Source organism: Amycolatopsis sp. NPDC051903, from assembly GCF_044452505.1.
Lineage (GTDB): Bacteria > Actinomycetota > Actinomycetes > Mycobacteriales > Pseudonocardiaceae > Amycolatopsis.
Window position 1 is genome coordinate 60,880 of the sequence record NZ_JBITBT010000024.1, and the last position, 17,101, is coordinate 77,980.

Annotated in this window: 17 protein-coding genes and 1 tRNA gene; 10 read left to right on the forward strand and 8 right to left on the reverse strand. The window is 70.7% G+C overall.

What is annotated here, in order from left to right; all coding sequences use genetic code 11:
• Positions 1–1,175: 1,175 nt before the first annotated feature.
• Positions 1,176–1,745 (reverse strand): bacterial proteasome activator family protein, encoded by a 570-nt coding sequence (locus ACIA77_RS35300; RefSeq protein ID WP_395890478.1) that lies wholly within the window; start codon positions 1,743–1,745, stop codon positions 1,176–1,178.
• Positions 1,746–1,850: 105 nt separating this feature from the next.
• Between ACIA77_RS35300 and ACIA77_RS35305 the strand changes: the two genes are divergently transcribed.
• Complete coding sequence (locus tag ACIA77_RS35305) at positions 1,851–3,050, forward strand: cysteine desulfurase-like protein (protein ID WP_395890397.1); 1,200 nt, start codon at positions 1,851–1,853, stop codon at positions 3,048–3,050.
• On the opposite strand, the gene ACIA77_RS35310 is transcribed toward ACIA77_RS35305, so the two are convergent.
• Positions 3,047–4,024, reverse strand: coding sequence for an NAD(P)H-quinone oxidoreductase (locus tag ACIA77_RS35310; RefSeq protein ID WP_395890398.1), 978 nt, complete (start codon positions 4,022–4,024; stop codon positions 3,047–3,049). The genes ACIA77_RS35305 and ACIA77_RS35310 overlap by 4 nt on opposite strands.
• A gap of 82 nt (positions 4,025–4,106) precedes the next feature.
• On the opposite strand from ACIA77_RS35310, the gene ACIA77_RS35315 reads away from it, so the two are divergent.
• Positions 4,107–5,597: a M28 family metallopeptidase gene (locus ACIA77_RS35315; RefSeq protein WP_395890400.1), complete on the forward strand. Its 1,491-nt coding sequence runs from the start codon at positions 4,107–4,109 to the stop codon at positions 5,595–5,597.
• A gap of 53 nt (positions 5,598–5,650) precedes the next feature.
• Here ACIA77_RS35315 and ACIA77_RS35320 read toward each other — a convergent pair whose 3' ends face one another.
• Positions 5,651–6,583, reverse strand: a complete 933-nt coding sequence (locus tag ACIA77_RS35320) for a neutral zinc metallopeptidase (RefSeq protein ID WP_395890401.1) — start codon at positions 6,581–6,583, stop codon at positions 5,651–5,653.
• A 571-nt stretch (positions 6,584–7,154) separates the two neighbouring features.
• Here ACIA77_RS35320 and ACIA77_RS35325 point away from each other — a divergent pair.
• Positions 7,155–7,685, forward strand: a complete 531-nt coding sequence (locus ACIA77_RS35325) for a MarR family winged helix-turn-helix transcriptional regulator (RefSeq protein ID WP_395890402.1) — start codon at positions 7,155–7,157, stop codon at positions 7,683–7,685.
• A tRNA-Ser gene (locus tag ACIA77_RS35330) sits at positions 7,649–7,735 on the forward strand. Before ACIA77_RS35325 ends, ACIA77_RS35330 begins: the two co-directional genes overlap by 37 nt.
• A gap of 49 nt (positions 7,736–7,784) precedes the next feature.
• Here the strand turns inward: ACIA77_RS35330 and ACIA77_RS35335 are convergent.
• Positions 7,785–8,057: a DUF2277 domain-containing protein gene (locus tag ACIA77_RS35335; protein WP_395890403.1), complete on the reverse strand. Its 273-nt coding sequence runs from the start codon at positions 8,055–8,057 to the stop codon at positions 7,785–7,787.
• A 92-nt stretch (positions 8,058–8,149) separates the two neighbouring features.
• Here ACIA77_RS35335 and ACIA77_RS35340 point away from each other — a divergent pair, with 92 nt between their 5' ends.
• On the forward strand, positions 8,150–9,088 hold the full coding sequence (locus ACIA77_RS35340; protein WP_395890404.1) for an Ldh family oxidoreductase: 939 nt from the start codon (positions 8,150–8,152) through the stop codon (positions 9,086–9,088).
• Here the strand turns inward: ACIA77_RS35340 and ACIA77_RS35345 are convergent.
• Positions 9,085–9,312, reverse strand: coding sequence for an RNA-binding S4 domain-containing protein (locus tag ACIA77_RS35345; protein ID WP_395890405.1), 228 nt, complete (start codon positions 9,310–9,312; stop codon positions 9,085–9,087). The two genes, ACIA77_RS35340 and ACIA77_RS35345, sit on opposite strands and share 4 nt — an antisense overlap.
• A gap of 25 nt (positions 9,313–9,337) precedes the next feature.
• Positions 9,338–10,084, reverse strand: a complete 747-nt coding sequence (locus ACIA77_RS35350) for a trypsin-like serine peptidase (protein WP_395890406.1) — start codon at positions 10,082–10,084, stop codon at positions 9,338–9,340.
• A 68-nt stretch (positions 10,085–10,152) separates the two neighbouring features.
• Between ACIA77_RS35350 and ACIA77_RS35355 the strand changes: the two genes are divergently transcribed.
• Positions 10,153–10,986 carry an SDR family NAD(P)-dependent oxidoreductase gene (locus ACIA77_RS35355; RefSeq protein ID WP_395890407.1) on the forward strand — a complete coding sequence of 278 codons (834 nt, stop codon included), beginning with the start codon at positions 10,153–10,155 and terminating at the stop codon, positions 10,984–10,986.
• Between the two features lie 114 nt (positions 10,987–11,100).
• A complete protein-coding gene (locus ACIA77_RS35360) occupies positions 11,101–11,778 on the forward strand; it encodes a hypothetical protein (RefSeq protein ID WP_395890408.1) in 678 nt (225 codons plus the stop codon).
• A gap of 10 nt (positions 11,779–11,788) precedes the next feature.
• Here the strand turns inward: ACIA77_RS35360 and ACIA77_RS35365 are convergent, their stop codons facing one another.
• Together ACIA77_RS35365 and ACIA77_RS35370 are read right to left on the reverse strand one after the other, a co-directional pair.
• On the reverse strand, positions 11,789–12,445 hold the full coding sequence (locus tag ACIA77_RS35365; RefSeq protein WP_395890409.1) for a response regulator: 657 nt from the start codon (positions 12,443–12,445) through the stop codon (positions 11,789–11,791).
• Entirely contained in the window at positions 12,442–14,022 is a 1,581-nt protein-coding gene (locus ACIA77_RS35370; RefSeq protein WP_395890479.1) for an ATP-binding protein, read from the reverse strand. Before ACIA77_RS35370 ends, ACIA77_RS35365 begins: the two co-directional genes overlap by 4 nt.
• A 181-nt stretch (positions 14,023–14,203) precedes the next feature.
• Here ACIA77_RS35370 and ACIA77_RS35375 point away from each other — a divergent pair, with 181 nt between their 5' ends.
• From ACIA77_RS35375 to ACIA77_RS35385, 3 genes are read left to right on the forward strand one after another with little or no spacing between them, the layout of a single operon-like run.
• The gene (locus tag ACIA77_RS35375) at positions 14,204–15,010 is read left to right on the forward strand and encodes an ABC transporter ATP-binding protein (RefSeq protein WP_395890410.1); all 807 of its coding nucleotides are present in this window, start codon (positions 14,204–14,206) and stop codon (positions 15,008–15,010) included.
• A gap of 52 nt (positions 15,011–15,062) precedes the next feature.
• The gene (locus ACIA77_RS35380) at positions 15,063–15,884 is read left to right on the forward strand and encodes an ABC transporter permease (RefSeq protein WP_395890480.1); all 822 of its coding nucleotides are present in this window, start codon (positions 15,063–15,065) and stop codon (positions 15,882–15,884) included.
• A complete protein-coding gene (locus ACIA77_RS35385; protein WP_395890411.1) occupies positions 15,884–16,939 on the forward strand; it encodes an ABC transporter substrate-binding protein in 1,056 nt (351 codons plus the stop codon). Before ACIA77_RS35380 ends, ACIA77_RS35385 begins: the two co-directional genes overlap by 1 nt.
• The last annotated feature ends 162 nt before the right edge of the window (positions 16,940–17,101 follow it).

The window sequence follows — 17,101 nt, forward strand, 5'->3', positions numbered from 1 at the left end:
GGACCCCTCACCTGCGCGACTGGAGCCCTCGCGCACCACCGCCCGCGTGACTGGACCTCTCGCGAACGCCGCAGCGCGAAGTGACCGTTCGCGCCTGCCGATACCGCCCCAAAGGGACCTTTCGCGCCCAGCCGCCGGCGCGACCTGACCGTCGCGCACCAGCCCGAGGGCGCGACTGGACCGTTCGCGACTACGCGAGGTGCGGGTGGACTTCTCGCGCACCAGCCCGGGGGTGCGACTGGACCGCTCGCGCAACAGCCCGAAGGTGAGAGTGGACCGCTCGTGCCCAGCCCGGGGGTGCGACTGGTCCGCTCGCGACTACGCGAGGCGCGGGTGGACTTCTCGCGCACCAGTCCGAAGGTGCGACTGGATCTCTCGTGCCGAGCCGGAGGGTGAGAGTGGACCTCTCGCGCACCAGCCCGAAGGTGCGGCTGGACCGCTCGCGCACCAGCCCGAGGGTGCGACTGGATCTCTCGCGACTACGCGAGGCGCGGGTGGACCTCTCGTGCTCGCCGCCGCTGCGCGAGGGGACCGTTCGTGCCCGCGTCTACCGCGCGAAGGGACCGTTCGCGCTCGTCGGCGGTGCGACTGGACTTCTCGCGCATGGCCTGGCGGTGCGAAGTGACCGCTCGCGCAAGGCGCGACGGGGACCGTTGGCTACCGGCACGGCGAGCGAGCGGACCGCTGGTGAGAGACCCCGCCGGGCGCGGGCTGCTGCCGCGCCGCGCGAAGGGACCGTTCACGGCCGCGCGCGAGGTGCGAACGGACCGTTCGTGATCAGGGAGGCGGGCGACCGGTCCTTTTCAGCCTTGCGGCGAGTGCGACTGGACTCTTCGCGCCGGATCGGTGGCGTAACGGGAACAGTCGCGGCCAGCCGATCGCGCGTACGGACGGTTCGCGAAGGACCGGCGGCGGGAAGGGACCATTCGCGCCGGATCAATGGCGTGAGGGGACCGTTCGCGCCGGATTGGTGGCGTGGTGGGACCGTTCGCGGCTGGGCGACAGCGCGAGTGGACCAGTCGCGGTCGACCGGAAGTACGAAAGGGACCCCCGGCACACCCACCCACAAACGGCGTGAGGGGACCCATTCGCCCAGCGAACGGTCCCCTCGCGCCAAAAACTCAGACAGCCAACCTCAGACAGCCAACCTCAGAGATCGGAGATCCCAACCGCCCTCAGAGATACTGCCCAGTCCCACTGATCCCCGGCACATGACCATCCGCCCCTGGCCGCCCGGGCATTCCCGACGGGCCGGCCGGCAGCCCGCGCCGCATCTGTTCCAGCTGGACGCGGGCGGCCATCTGCTGGGCGAACAGCGCCGTCTGGATCCCGTGGAACAGCCCCTCCAGCCAGCCGACCAGCTGTGCCTGCGCGATCCGCAGTTCGGCGTCCGACGGAGTCGTGTCCTCCGTGAACGGGTGGACCAGGCGTTCCAGCTCCTCGCGCAGTTCGGGTGCCAGCGCTTCCTGCAGCTCGCGCACCGAGGTTTCGTGGATCTCGCGCACCCGGTTCCGGCTGGCGTCGTCCAGCGGGGCGACGCGGACCTCCTCCAGGAGCTGCTTGATCATCGTCCCGATGCGCATCACCTTGGCCGGTTCTTCGACCAGGTCACCGACGCCTTCTTCGGGGGCCTCGGCGTTCACTGGGGCGGTGCCGACCGGGACTCCGTCGGGGCCGACGACCACCACGTGGGGCGTCTCGGCGTCGGAAGGTTCGCGGCGGTTCGGCTCGCTCATGTGCTCCATCCCCGTCAACAGGTCTCGTACGTGCGCCCCCGAGGGTAGTCCCTCCGCGGCCCCGGACCCGAACCCCGCGGTAACCGCTAAACCGCACGTCCGTACGGTGTCACCATGGCGTTCGACGTCGCTCGTATCCGTGGGTTGTTCCCCGCGCTGGGTGACGGCTGGATTCACTTCGACGGCGCCGCCGGAATGCTCGTCCCGGAACAGGTCGCCTCGGCCGTTTCCACGGCGATGCGTGCCCCGGTGTCGGGTCCGGGCGGAGCGTTTCCGGCCTCACAGCGTGCGGAGAGCATTGTCACCGCAGCCCGCCGGGCCGTGGCCGACCTGGTCGGCGCGGACCCGGCCGCCGTCGTGCTCGGGCCGAGCGCGCCGGTGATGCTGCGCCGCCTCGTCGACGCGCTCGCCGAGCGCTGGACGATAGGCGACGAGGTCGTCGTGTCCCGGCTCGACGAGGAGGCGAACCTCGCGCCGTGGCAGCGCGCCGCGAAGCGCGTGGGCGCCGTGGTGCGCTGGGGCGAGATCGACATCGAGACGTGCGAGCTGCCGGCGTGGCAGTACGAGAACCTCGTGTCCGCGCGCACCAAGGCCGTCGCGGTCACGCTGGCGTCGGGTTCGGTCGGCACGCGCCCCGACGTCCCGACGGTCATCGAATTCGCCAAGCGGGTCGGCGCGCTGGTGGTGGTCGACGCGACGTACGCGGCGCCGTTCGTGCCGCTGGACCTGCAGGAGCTGGGCGCCGACGTGATGGTGGTGTCCGCGCAGGCGTGGGGCGGGCCGTCGGTCGGCGCGCTCGTGTTCCGCGATCCCGAGCTCCTCGAACGCATCCCGTCCGTCTCGCTCGACCCGGCCGCCCGCGGCGCCGCGCGCCTCGAACTCGGGCCGCACGCCCACCCGCTGCTCGCGGGCGTCGTCGCGTCCATCGACTACCTCGCCGGCCTCGACGACGCCGCGTCGGGCTCGCGCCGCGAACGGCTCGTGACGTCGCTCGGCTCTGCCAAGTCGTACCACGCGGGCCTGCTCGCCCAGCTGTCCACGGAGCTGCGCTCGCTGCGCCACGTGATGGTGATCGGCGACGCGATGCGCCGCATCCCCGCGCTCGCCTTCGCCGTGCAGGGCAAGAAGGCGCCGGAGGTCGCGGAGTTCCTCGCTTCGCAAGGCCTGTGCGCCTTCGCCGACGACGGGTCCGCCGGCGTCTTCGCGTCGCTCGGCGTGGGCGAAGTCGGTGGAGCAGTGCGCATCGGGCTCGCGCACTACTCCAACGTCTTCGAGATCAACCAGCTCGTGCGGGTGCTGGAAGAGCTGCGTTAGGACCGCGCCGCCAGCAGCACCTTGCCGAACACCTCACCGGCGTCGAGCATGCGGTGCGCCTCGGCCGCCTCGGCCATCGGCACGACCTGGCCGATGATCGGCTTCACAGAGCCGTCTTCGACCAGCGGCCACAGTCCTTCGCGCACGGACGAGACGATGGCGGCCTTCTGCTCCAGCGGCCGGAACCGCAAGCCCGCCGCGAAAACGCTGGCGCGCTTGCCGAGCAGTTTGCCGATGTTCAGCTCGCCCTTGATCCCGCCCTGCATGCCGATGATCACGAGCCTGCCGTCGGCGGCCAGCGCTTCGACGTTGCGGTTGAGGTACTTCGCGCCCATGTTGTCGAGGATGACGTCGGCGCCGCGGCCTTCGGCGCGCAGCACCTCGACGAAGTCCTGCTCCTTGTAGTTGATCGTGAGGTCCGCGCCGAGCTGGCGGCAGCGCTCGAGCCGCTCCGGCGAACCGGCGGTGACGGCGACCGTCGCGCCGAGCGCCTTGCCCACCTGGATCGCGTGGGTGCCGATGCCGCCCGCGCCGCCGTGCACGAGCAGCAGCTCGCCCTCCGCCAGCCCGGCGTGCATCACGACGTTGGCCCACACCGTGCACGCGACCTCCGGCAGCCCGGCCGCCGCGAGCGTTTCGACCTCGGCCGGCACCGGCAGCAGCTGACCGGCGGGGACCGCCACGCGCTGCGCGTAGCCGCCGCCGGCGAGCAGGGCGCACACCTCGTCGCCGACCTGCCAGCCTTCGACGCCCTCGCCGAGCTCCGCGATCGTGCCCGAGCACTCGAGCCCGATGATCTCGCTCGACCCGGGCGGCGGCGGGTAATTGCCTTGGCGTTGCAGCAGATCAGCGCGGTTCACCGCGCTGGCGGCCACGTCGAGCAGGACCTCGCCGGGGCCGGGGCTGGGATCGGGGACCTCGGTCCACTCGAGCACGTCTGGACCACCGGGTTCGCGGATCGTGATCGCGTACATGGGTCGACTGTATCCCGCCGCGCGCGACCTCCGCCGAATGCCGCATTGACCTTTCGAGCCGGGCGAACAAAGGTGAGCAACCATGCAAATCACCCGAAAGAGACGCATCTTGCCGGTGGCTCTGGCCGCCTGCGCAACCCTGGCGCTGGCTTCCGCACCGGCCGCGGCCGCGAAAAGCGACGACCTCGCCCTGGCCAAGCAGCTCACGAAGAAGGTGACGCTCGACGGTGTCAACCGGCACCTGATCGCGTTGCAGCGCATCGCCGACGCCAACGGCGGCACCCGCGCGGCCAGCACCGAGGGGCACAAGAAGTCGGCCGAGTACGTCGCGACGAAGCTCGAAGCCGCGGGCTTCACGGTGACGCGGCAGGAGTTTCCCTTCACCTACAACGAAACCCTCGCCGAGAAGCTCGCCGTCGACGGCACCGACGTGCCCGTGATCGCGATGGAGTACACCCCGTCGACGCCGGTCGGCGGCGTCACCGCGCAGCTGGCCGTCGTCCCGGGCGACGCCACCCCGGGCTGCGAAGCGAGCGACTACAGCGGCATCACCGGCAAGATCGTGCTGGTTTCGCGCGGCGCGTGCCCGTTCGCGCAGAAGCAGCAGGCCGCGGCCGACGCGGGCGCGATCGGCGCCCTCATCTACAACAACGAACCCGGCCCGCTCAACGGAACACTCGGCGACCCGGCCGGCGCTCGCATCCCCACGGGTGGTCTGTCCCAGTCCGACGGCCAGGCGCTCACGGCGAAGGACGGCGCGACCGTGACGCTGGAGCTGCGCACCTTCCAGGAAGCGCGCACCAGCTACAACGTGATCGCCGAGACGAAGACGGGCCGCAAGGACAACGTCGTGATGCTCGGCTCGCACCTCGACAGCGTGCCCGCGGGTCCGGGCATCAACGACAACGGCTCGGGTTCGGCGGCGCTGCTCGAGACCGCGCTGCAGCTGGGGTCGCAGCCGAAGGTGAACAACGCTGTGCGGTTCGGCTTCTGGAGCTCGGAGGAGTTCGGGCTCATCGGGTCCACCTACTACGTCGATTCGCTGAGCTTCGAGCAGCAGCTGGACCTCGCGCTGTACCTGAACTTCGACATGATCGGCTCGCCGAACGCCGGCTACTTCGCCTACGACGGCGACGACTCCGACCACGTCGGCGCCGGTCCCGGCCCGTACGGTTCGGCGCAGATCGAGAAGACGTTCGTCGACTACCTGACCGGCCGCGGCGTGCCCGTCGAGGGCACGGACTTCACCGGCCGCTCGGACTACGGCGAGTTCATCGCCGCCGGCATCCCGGCCGGCGGGCTGGACACGGGCGCCGAGGTGCTCAAGACGTCGGGCCAGGCCGCGAAGTGGGGCGGCACGGCGGGCGTCGCGTTCGACCCGTGTTACCACCAGGCGTGCGACAACCTGGGCAACGTCGACCGCGTCGCGCTCGACCGCAACTCCGACGGGCTCGCGTGGGCTCTCGGCGTGTACGCGACGAGCACGGAGAGCGTGAACGGCGTGGCACCGGGCAAGCCCGGCAAGGCGGCCAAGCACAAGGCCGCGCACCGGGCTGCGATCGCCGCTGCCTGACACAGCGAAGGGCGCCCCTGCCGGTCCGGAGGGGCGCCCTTTTCGCGCGGGGTTCAGCCCAGGTTGTTGGTGCTGAACGTGTTGCAGCGCGCGGGCTGGCCACTGGTGAAGCCCGTGGTGAACCACTTCTCGCGCTGGGCCGACGTGCCGTGCGTGAAGCTCGACGAGTCGACGCTGCCGCTGCCCAGCTTCGACTGGATGTAGTCGTCGCCGATGCGCGAGGCGGTGTCGAGGGCGCTGGCGACGTCGTCCTGCGTGATGTTCTGGACCAGTGGTTTGCCCGATTCCGTCGGCGTGGTCGACGCGTGGTTGGCCCAGACGCCGGCGTAGCAGTCGGCCTGCAGTTCAAGGCGCACGGAGCCGGACGTCGGGCCGGTGCCCGTGCCGCGCTTGGACGTGCCGGTGAGGTTCTGCACGTGGTGGCCGTACTCGTGGGCGAGCACGTACGCCTCCGTGAACAGCCCGCCCTGCGCGCCGAAGCGGGTCTTCAGCTCGTCGAAGAACGACAGGTCGATGTACACGTCGGAGTCGGCGGGGCAGTAGAACGGCCCGGTGTCCGAAGTCGCGCTGCCGCACCCGGTGCGCACGCCGCCGGTGAAGAACCGCGTCGGCGCCTTCCGGTAGGTCTCACCCGAGCGCGCGAACTCCTGCGACCAGTAGTCCTGGACGGAGTTGATGATCGCGACGATCGCGCAGTCGTGATCCCGGTTCGCGTCGGCGCCCGTGTGGCACTTCTGCGCGAGCGTGGTGCTCTCCAGTTGCTGGCCCGAGCCCACGTTGCCGAGCCCGAGGCCGCTCGAAGCGCTGCTCGACCCGAGGCTCGCGCCGCCGAACTGGGAGATCAGGAAGTAGATGACCAGGCCGACCAGCCCGATCCCGCCTCCGCCGAGGGCCACGCGGCCGCCGATGCCGCCGCCACCGCCGCCACTGCCCCGCAGGTCCTGGACCTCGGAAGCGTCCAGCCCAGCGTCGTCGTCGAATTGCACAGCGGAAGCGTAACGGGCGAGCCGGGCGGCCATCCGGGCGTGGGCCGCGGGCTCCGGACACGAGCCTGGGTGCGGCTCATGCGCTGCGAGCCGCACCCAGGTACTACCGAGGTTCTTCTGTTGATGGCGGTTGCCCACCGGCCGGGCCGGCGTCCGGCGGTGCCGTCGCGGTGCCGAGGCCGCGATGAGATAACAGCGCCGATTCGACGCCGGATGCGCGAGAGAATTGCCGAGCGCACCGTAGATGCCCACTCGTGCTGTTCACAGTCGCGACCGATCCGGTACGTGGTCCGTGCCGGCCGCGGGGACACAGCGGGTGGTCAACCGCTGGGACTACCTGCCATGCCACCACCTGGCCTTCCCGGTCGGGAGGTCGGTCTCGGCGTGACCCTTGCGGCCCGCCTGATACCCGATCAGCCCATCCGCTGACAAGAAGGATGCGCTTCTTCGCGCCGAAGCTCAACCTTTTCGTAATCCTCCTTCGGGGGAAGTTTCACCGGGTTTTTCATCGCGACCCGCGACTGCGGTCCCGGACTGCGTGCAGGTCGGGTGCGCCTTCTACGCTGCACGGATGAGCGACGAGCAGGCCGTACGCTGGCTGACCGGCGTCGAGCGGGACGCGTGGCAGGCCTACATCGTCGCGTCGCTGCGCCTGCGGCAGCGGTTGCACCGGGAGCTGACCGACGGCCACGGGGTGTCGCTCGCCGACTACGAGGTGCTCGTCTGCCTGAACCTCAGCCCGGACAAGCGCGTGCGGATGTCCGAGCTCGCCTACCAGCTGGGCTCCACGAAGAGCCGGCTCTCCCACCAGGTCAGCAAGCTGGAGCTCGCCGGGCTCGTGCACCGCTGCGCCGACCCCGACGACAAGCGCGGCGTCATCACCGAGCTCACGAAGGCTGGCCAGGACCTGCTCGACGAGGCCGCGCCCACGCACCTGCGCGGCGCGCGCGAACACCTCATCGACCTGCTGTCCCCCGAGGAGCAGGCCGTGGTCGGCGCCGCGTTCGGCCGTGTCCTCGAACACCTGGACGACCTGGACAACCGGCGCGATACCCTGACCGACAGGGAAGCGTGGCAGAGCGGCCGAATGCAGACGCCTTGAAAGCGTCCGTAGGGTGAAACCTACCGGGGGTTCAAATCCCTCCGCTTCCGCGCGTGCGTGGCCCCGGCCGTCGAGCCGGGGCCATGATTTTTTCAGGGGTCAGGCCTTCTTCAGCGCCATCCGCGCCCGCACCTCCGGCCGGCGCAGCGGCGGCACCGTCGCCGGCGGCTGGCGCCGGTCGGGGAGCTCGCCGAGCAGCCGCGTGGTGATCTCCGCGATCTCGGCGACGGCCGCTTCGAACGGTTCGCGCGTGGCGTCGGAAAGCGACTGCACGCCGGTCACCTTGCGCACGTACTGGCGCGCCGCCGCTTCGATCTCTTCCGCTGTGGCGGCGGGCTGGAGGCCGCGCAGCGTCGTGATGTTTCGGCACATGCCGTTCAGGGTACGTGTCTGCGGCGGACCTCATCACACTGTCGGGCCATGTTCGTTGACGTCGTCCGAACCCCTTGGGCAGTCTCGATGAAGTGCCCCTCAGACCACGTTCGCTGCGTCCCGCCCGCACCGCCGCCACCACCGAAGTCCCTGACGACACACCGATTCCCGAACAGGTCTGGCAACGAGTACCGGCCGACGAACTGGTCACCCTGGTTTCCCTGATCCTGGTGGCCCACGACTTCCCCGACCACCGGGCCCGCGCGGCCGCGGAAGCCTTGTGCCACGGCGATCTCACGGGCTCCCCCGACACCGGCGTCGCCGAGTTGACGCGGATCCACCTGCCCAGCTTGGAAAACGGCGAAGTCGCGCCGCGCGCCGAACCGCTGCTGATCGCCGACCGCGGGGCCGCCGCGCTGGTGGACTACCGCCGTGGTCCGGGGCTGTGGGCCGTCGGCGACGCGATGGACCGCGCTGTCGTGCGCGCCGGGCGCTTCGGCGTCGGGCTGATCTCGCTGCGGGGCGTCGGGCCGTTCGGGCGCGTCGGGCACCACGCGGCGCGCGCGTTGCCCCACGGCATGATCGGCCTGGTCATGGCTGCCGGCGCCGCCCCCGGGCACCCGCTCGGCATGGCCGCGCCCGCCGGCGCGTACCCGGAGTTCGTGCTCGACGTCGACCTGGCCGACGCCGCGCGCAGTCCGCAGTTCGCCGGCTTCGCACTGCTCGTCGACGTGCTCGCGGGCGTGCTGTCCGGCGTGGCCGACCACGACAACGACACGGGCCTGCTCGTGCTCGCCATCGCCCCCACCACGCTGCGCAGCGCCGACGGCTTCTACCGCGCGGCCAGCGCGCTCTTCGGCAGCATGCTCGGCTGGGAGAGCGGCTCGCCGATCCGCTACCCGGGCTGGCGGGAGGCGCAGTACCTGGAGCAGTGCCGCGCGCTGGGCGTGCCCCTCCGGGCGGCCGTGCGGCGGCGGCTGGACTCGCTGGCGCTGCGGCTCGGGCTGCCGCCGTTGACGAGCGTCGACTAGCGCGCCAGCGCCACGCGCCCGCGGTCACCGCCGACGGCGACGACATCGCCGTCGGAGAGCTGGCGGCCGCGGCGCGTCTCGACCTCGCCGTTGACCTTGACCTCACCGGATTCGATGAGGTCCTTCGCGTCGCCGCCGTCCTCGGCGAGGCCGGCCAGCTTGAGGAACTGGCCGAGCCGGATCGGTTCGCCGGTGATGGGCACGTCGCGCAGGGGCTCGCTCATACGCCGCATCATCCGCCATCACCCGTCACGGACGCGAGGTGGCTTGCCGGTACAGCGCGGTGACGTCGTCGTCGAAGTAGCTCGAGTACGACACGTCGTCGGTGTCGCCGCCGGTCTGGAAACCGCCGATCACGCCGACGACGGTGCCGAGCTTCGTGCGCGGGTCCGCCTGCGTCACCCACGGCCCGCCGCTGGTCCCGGTCGCGAAGCCGGGGCAGTCGACGCGCAGCTGGTAGGTGTCCTGCCGCGCCGTCGTCGTGGCGCAGACGGCGGGCGTGTCCGAGCCGTCCGGGTAGCCGGTCACGGTCACGGGCCGCGCGAACGGCCCGTTCGTGGCCAGCCGGTTCGCCCCCGTCACGTCCTCGATCCGGGCCGTGCCCTGGTGGGCGGTGGCGAAGCCGACGTCGAGGTCGGGGTCGGAGTCGTCGGCCCAGCCAGGAGCCACGAGCTCGTCGCCGACAGCCCAGAACCCGAACGGCGCGACGCCGTCGTGGAAGCCGGGCGCGAAGGTGACGCCCGTGAGGTAGGCGCCGCCCGAGCCGTCGTGGAGGCAGTGCGCGGCCGTGAGCAGCTCGTCGCCGCGGGCGCTGTCGACGACGCTCGCGGTGCAGTAGTGGGAACCGTTGAGGAACAGCGCGCCGACGGCCGCCTCGTCAGGCGGGCCGGTCTTGGGCGCTGGTGCCGCCCGGTGCCCGGCGACGGCCACGACGGTCCCGGTCGCGCCCAGCAGCACGACCGCGCCCACCACGGCCACCACCCGCGCCCGCCGCATCCGTCCTCCCGAAGATCGCCCGCGCCACTAGTATCCAAAACCTGGCGCACGCGAGGAGGGGAGCGGCGATGAAGGAGTTCACCGACAAGGTCGCGGTCATCACCGGAGCGGGCTCGGGCATCGGCCGCGCGCTCGCGCTCGGGCTGGCCGCCCGCGGTGCGCGGCTCGCACTGTCCGATGTGGACGAAGACGGCCTCGCCGGCACGGTCGAGAGCGCCGAGGCGCTGGGCGTCGACGTGCGCGGCTACGCCCTCGACGTCGCCGACCGGGCGGCCGTGCTCGCTCACGCCGACGTCGTGGCGGAGACCTTCGGGCGGGTGAACGTCGTGGTCAACAACGCCGGCGTCGCGCTGGGCGCCACCGTCGAGGACATGACGTTCGAGGACTACGACTGGCTGATGGGCGTCAACCTCGGCGGCGTGGTCAACGGCACCAAGGCGTTCCTGCCGCACCTCATCGGCTCGGGCGACGGGCACCTGGTGAACATTTCGAGCGTGTTCGGATTCGTCGGCGTGCCCACTCAGAGCGCGTACAACGCGGCGAAGTTCGCCGTTCGCGGATTCACCGAGGCGTTGCGGGAAGAAATGCTCGCCGCCCGGCATCCGGTCGCCGTGAGCTGCGTGCACCCGGGCGGGATCAAGACCAACATCGCCCGCCACGCGCGCGGCGGCAGCGGCGGCGACCAGGAGGCCGCGGCGGCCGGCTTCGAGAAAATTGCCATGACCACACCGAAGAAGGCCGCCGAAACGATCATCCGCGGCATCGAACGGCGGTCGGCCCGGATCCTCATCGGACCCGACGCGTACGTCATCGACGCCATCCCGCGCGTGCTCGGCTCCGCGTATCAGCGTCCGCTCGCGACTTTGACCCGGCTGGGCTTCAAACGGATGGGCAAGAACTGAACGGGTAGCCGAAAGTCATCTTCACCCAATGGAGTTGCCTTTCTTACGAATCCCTCGGAAATGCACCAGAATGCTCACGTCCATCCGTGTGCCCGTACCCCGGAGGTTCCCCCGATGCTTCGCACCGCCGAGCGACGTGCGACTACGCCCGCTGATGACCTGCTCGACCGCACGGGCATCATCGCGGCGAGCCTGCCTCGCGGGCGGCGCAGTCCGGAGGACACGCAGCCGATCCCGGTGGTGCCGGCGCTGATCCCGATCGCGGGCGACGGGGCGAGCGCCGCCGTCCTCGCGCCGGTCGACACGCGGCCCCGCGCCGTCGTGACCCGCCGCCGCACGCGCGCGTGGGTCGGCGGCACCGGCGCCCTCGCGCTGCTGGCCCTCGGCTGGCTCGCCGGCGGCCTCTTCTCGGGCCGCCTGCTCGGCAAGTCCTCCGACGACGTCGCCGCGCCGAACGACCAGCGCGTCGCCCTCGTCGCTCCGCAGCAGCCGGCTGCTCCCGCCCCTGCCCCGTCGCCCGCTCCGGCGCCGCCGGCGGCCCCGGTGACCGTGTACGTGCCCGTGCCGGACCACCACCAGACCACGGTCAAATCGCACGACACCACGCAGGCCACCACCCCGCGTTCGGCCGCGACGACCCACAAATCCACCTCGGACGGAACCGACGACGAAGCCCGCGCGGACACCAAGCCCGCGGCCTCGGCGAAGTCCCAGGCCGCGACGGAGTTCGACCAGTACCTGGCGCAGTGGAAGCCGTGGATCGACCTGGCGAACCGCATGTCCCGCCGCTGACCGGCGGGTTTCAGCCGAGCCAGAGATACTCGTGCTCCGGCCGCCCCGTCGCGCCGTAGCGCAGGCGCATCTCCACCGCGCCGGATTCGGCCAGTGCGGTCAGGTACCGCTGCGCCGTCGCGCGCGCCATGCCGAGTTCGCCGGCGATCTCCGCGGCCGACAGCGGTGCGCCTGAGCTGCGCAGCTGCTCCGAAACGAGCCGGGCCGTCGCGCTCGACTGGCCCTTCGGCGACGTCGTGCGGTCCTGGTCGTGGAGAGCGCGGTAGGCGCGGTCGACGTCGTCCTGGGTGAACGGCCGTTCCGTGGTGACCTGGCCGCGGTAGCGGGCGTACGCGGTGAGCCGTTCGGCCAGCTGACGCGTCGTGAAGGGTTTGATCAGGTAGTTCAGCGCGCCGGCGCGGATGGCGGACGTGATGGAGGCCGCGTCGGTCGCGGCGGAGAGCACGATGGTGTCCGTCTGGAGTTCGGGCAGCAGCGACAGCCCGGGCTCGTCCGGCAGGTACACGTCGAGCAGCACGAGATCGGGCGCCAGCTCGCGCACCCGGGCGCGGGCCTCGGCGGCGGTGTGCGCGATCCCGGCGACGGTGAACCCGGGTGTCTCCGCCACGAACCCCGCGTGCACCCCCGCCACGCGGAAGTCGTCGTCGACGATGAGCGTGCGGATCACGAGTCGGCCTCCACGAGCAGATCAGGCAGTTTTGCGACGAACAATGCTCCCGACGAGTCTTCTCCGGGATCGGCGAGCCACACGTCTCCGCCGCGCGCGCGAGCGGCCTGGCGGGCGAGCGCCAGGCCCAGCCCGTGCCCGGGCGACAGCTTCGTCGACACCCCCTCGTCGAACAGGTTCAGCCGCACCGGTGCGGGCACGCCCGGCCCACTGTCCACAACGGACACGTGCAGCGCCGTCCCGTCCGCGAACAGCCCGACCTCCACCGTCGCCGGCCGGCGCGGACCCATGCGGGCGGCGTGCAGCGCGTTGTCCACGAGGTTGCCGATCACGGTCCCCGCGGCGACGGGATCGGTCACCGAACCGCGCACGAACGAGTCGTCGGCCAGCTTCAGCTCCACGCCTTTTTCCAGCCCCTGCTCGGATTTCGCCACCAGCAACGCCTGCAGGTACGGGTCCGTCACCGCGTCCCCGCGCAGCGGCAACGACCGCGCGGACGTCGTTTCCGTGAGCGTCTGCAGGTACTCCTCCGCCTCCGCGTGGTGGCCGAGCTGCAGCAGCCCGGACAGCGTGTGCAGCCGGTTGGCGAATTCGTGGCGCTGCGCGCGCAGCCCGTCGGACAGCGAGCGGATGCCGTCGAGCTCGCGGCTGAGCGTGTCGAGGTCGGTGCGGTCGCGAAACGTCAGCACCGTCCCGAGCGCGCGATCGTCGCGCCGGACCGCGCGCGAGTTCACCACCAGCACGCGGTTTCCCGCCACCGCGAGGAGGTTGTCCACCGGTTGGCCTTCCTCGACCGCCTTGCGCACGCGCGGCGACAGGTCCAGCTCCTCCACTTGGGCACCCACCGGCAGGTTGATCCCGAGCAGCCGCTCGGCTTCGCCGTTGCGCACGGACACGCGCTGGGTCCCGTCCACCGCCAGCACGCCTTCGCTGATCCCGTGCAGCACGGCTTCGCGTTCGTAGAGGAGCTCGGTCAGCTCGTGGGGTTCGAGCCCGTGCGTCACGCGCCGCAGCCGCCGGTTGAGCAGCGCCGACGCGCCGGCGCCGAGCAGCAGCGCGCCCGCCGCGAACGCCAGCGTGATCAGCAGCAGCCGGTTCAAGTCCCCCGTCAGAGTCGCGACTTCGAACCCGACGCTCACCTCGCCGACGACCCGTTCGCCTTGCCAGATCGGTGTTTTGCTGCGCACCGAAAGACCCAGCGTGCCGCTTTGCACCGCGCTGACCACGTCCTGACCGGACAGCGCTTCCGCGGGGGTGCTGACCTTCCGGCCCACCTCGCTCGGAGTCGGGTGCGCCAGCCGGATCTCGTGGTCGTCGGTGATCACCACGAACAACGCGTCGTTCGCCTTCGTCACCGCCTGGACGCGTTCCTCCAGCGCGCCACCCTGCCGTCGTGCCGCCGCCCCTTCGACGACCACGGGATCGGCCGCCACCGACTTCGCGATCGCCAGCGCACGCAACCCGTACTGCTCCGTCAGCGTCGAGCGCAGCAGCAAGCTCACGAGCAAGACGCCGAGGCCCACCACGAGCACCACCACACCGATCTGCAGCAGCAGGACCTGGCGGGTGAACCGCATGCGTTCGAACAACGCCCACTTCGGCATGCCAGGCAACATACCCCCAGCTCAGAGCCGTGCGCTAAACGAGCAAAACGTGGAGAACGAGCAGAGCGCACGCGAAACGTCGACAAGCTTCCCGCCGTCTTGATGCGCTCTTAACCTGCGTCGCAGTCCCCACCGTGACGAAGGAGTCACCACGATGGCCCCACCCCTGATCGAGCTCGAACGCGCGACCAAGAGGTTCCCCAGCGGCTCCGGATCCGTGCACACCGCGGTCCGCGACCTGACCATGACCGTGCGGCCGGGCGAGTTCGTCGCCGTCGTCGGCCCGACGGGCTGCGGTAAGTCGACCACGCTCTCACTCGTCTCCGGCCTGCAGCCCGCTTCGGCCGGCAGCGTGCGCGTGAACGGGACCGAAGTGCGGTCCATCCCGGACGGCGTCGGCTACGTGTTCCAGACCGACGCCGTGATGCCGTGGCGCTCGGTGCTCGACAACGTCGCCTCGGGCCCGCGCTTCCGCGGCGTGTCCAAAGAGGACGCCCGAACGAAGGCCCGCGACTGGATCGGCCGCGTGGGGCTCGAAGGCTTCGAGAAGTACTACCCGCACCAGCTTTCCGGCGGGATGCGCAAGCGCGTCGCCCTCGCGCAGACGCTGGTCACGGAACCGAAGATCCTGCTCATGGACGAGCCGTTCTCCGCGCTCGACGTGCAGACCCGCGCGTTGATGCAGGACGAGCTGCTGCGCCTGTGGTCCGGTTCCGGCGCGGCCGTCATCTTCGTGACCCACGACCTCGACGAGGCCATCGCGCTCGCCGACAAGGTCGTCGTGCTGACCACGAGCCCGGCGACGGTGAAGGACGTCTTCGAGATCCCGCTGGAGCGCCCGCGCAAGGTCGAGGACCTGCGGCTGACCGAGGAGTTCCGCTCGATCTACTCCGACATCTGGGAATCGCTGCGCGGTGAGGTCGACAAGGCCCGCCAGAAGGGAGCGACCGGTGTCGCTTGACCTGATCGTCCCGCCGTCCAACCCGAACCCGCGCATCGAGGACGAAGCGAGCATCATCGCCCGGCAGAAGCTGAAGTCCCAGGCCCGCCGGCGCAACATCTGGTTGCTGCGGCTGGCGATCGTGGTCGTGTGGCTGGGCAGCTGGGAACTCGCCGGCCGCTTCTGGATCGACCCGTTCTTCTACTCGATGCCGTCGAAGATCTGGGCCCGGCTCGTCGAGTGGTTCACCGTCGGCACCGACTTCGGCTCCATCTGGTACCAGATCCTGACCACGGTGGAAGAAGCCGTGCTCGGGTTCGTGCTCGGCGCGATCCTCGGCGTCCTGTTCGGGGTCGTGCTCGGCCGCAGCCAGTACCTCGCCGACGTGCTGGCGCCGTTCATCAAGGCTGCCAACGCTCTCCCGCGCATTGTGCTCGCCGCGCTGTTCGTGATCTGGTTCGGCCTCGGCATGTCGTCGAAGGTCGCGACGGTCGTGGTGCTCGTCTTCTTCGCGGTGTTCTTCAACGCCTTCACCGGCGCTCGTGAGGTGGACCGCAACCTGATCGACAACGCGCGCATCCTCGGTGCTTCGCGCTGGGCCGTGCTGCGGTCGATCGTGCTGCCGAGCGCGACGTCGTGGATCTTGTCTTCGCTGCACGTGGCGTTCGGGTTCGCGCTGATCGGCGCGGTCGTCGGCGAGTACACCGGTGCCAAGGCGGGGATGGGCTTCATCATCGCCAACGCGCAGGGCACGTTCGACACGGCCGGCGTCTACGCGGGCATGCTCATCGTCACCGTCGTGGCGCTGCTGGCGGAGTGGGGCATCAGCACCGCCGAGTCGCGGCTGCTGCGCTGGCGTCCGCAGATGACGGCCCAGGCCGGCGCGGTGATCTGATGCGTCTCAAGAGGACGGTTGCTGTCGCGGCCGCGCTGCTGGTGACCCTCGCCGGGGTCACGGCGTGCCGCGATTCGCGCTACATCGACCTGGGCAGCGGCGGGACCCCGCACATCAAGATCATGATCGGCGGCATCTCGAAGGTCATCTACCTGCCCGGGCAGCTCGCGCAGCAGCTGGGTGAGTACAAGAAGCAGGGGCTCGACGTCGAGCTGTTCGACCAGCCCTCGGGTGCGAACGCCGAGACGTCGCTGCTGGCCGGCGAGGTGCAGGGCGTGGTCGGGTTCTACGACCACACCATCGACCTGCAGGCCAAGGAGCAGTGCATCACGAGCGTCGTGCAGTTCTCGAACGTCCCGGGTGAGGCAGAGATGGTCGCCACCGCGAAGGCGGGCGAACTCCGTTCCGGCCAGGACTTCCGCGGCAAGAACCTCGGCGTGACGTCGCTGGGTTCGTCCACGGACTTCCTCACCAAGGCGCTCGCGAGCCGTGGTGGGGTGGACAGCAAGGACTACACGCCGGTGAAGGTCGGGGCCGGGCAGACGTTCATCTCCGCGCTGCAGCAGGGGTCCATCGACGCCGGCATGACCACCGACCCGACGATCGCGCAGCTCACCAACACCGGCCAGGCCAAGATCCTCTACGACATGCGCACGGTCGAGGGCACGCGCGCGGCGCTCGGCGGGCTGTACCCGGCCAGCTCGCTGTACATGAGCTGCGAGATCGTGAAGCGCTACCCGGACGTCGTGCAGAAGCTGGCCAACGCGTACGTGGATTCGTTGCGGTGGCTCAAGAACCACACGCCGGAGCAGGTCGCCGACGTGATGCCGCCGTCGTTCGCGGGCGGGGACAAGGCGTTGTACGTCAAGTCGCTGCGCGACAGCCTGCCGATGTTCACCGCCGACGGCCGCATGGACCCGGCCGGCGCGCGGAACGTGCTGAACGTGCTCGGCGCGTCGTCGAGCAACGTGAAGCCCAGGAAGGACCGGGTCGACCTCTCGCAGACCTACACCACCAGGTTCGTGGACACCGCGCTCACGCGCTCGGCGCGGTGACCCACGCGGGTCCGTCCTTCCGCGCGGAGGACGGGCCCAGCCGTGACGGCCGCTCTGCCTTCCCAGGGCGGCCGTCACGGACTTCCGTGCACACAAGGGAAAATTGGGACAATCTGGTGAACGGTTCCCGAGATGTGAAGACCCTTCGAAAGTAGCTACCCG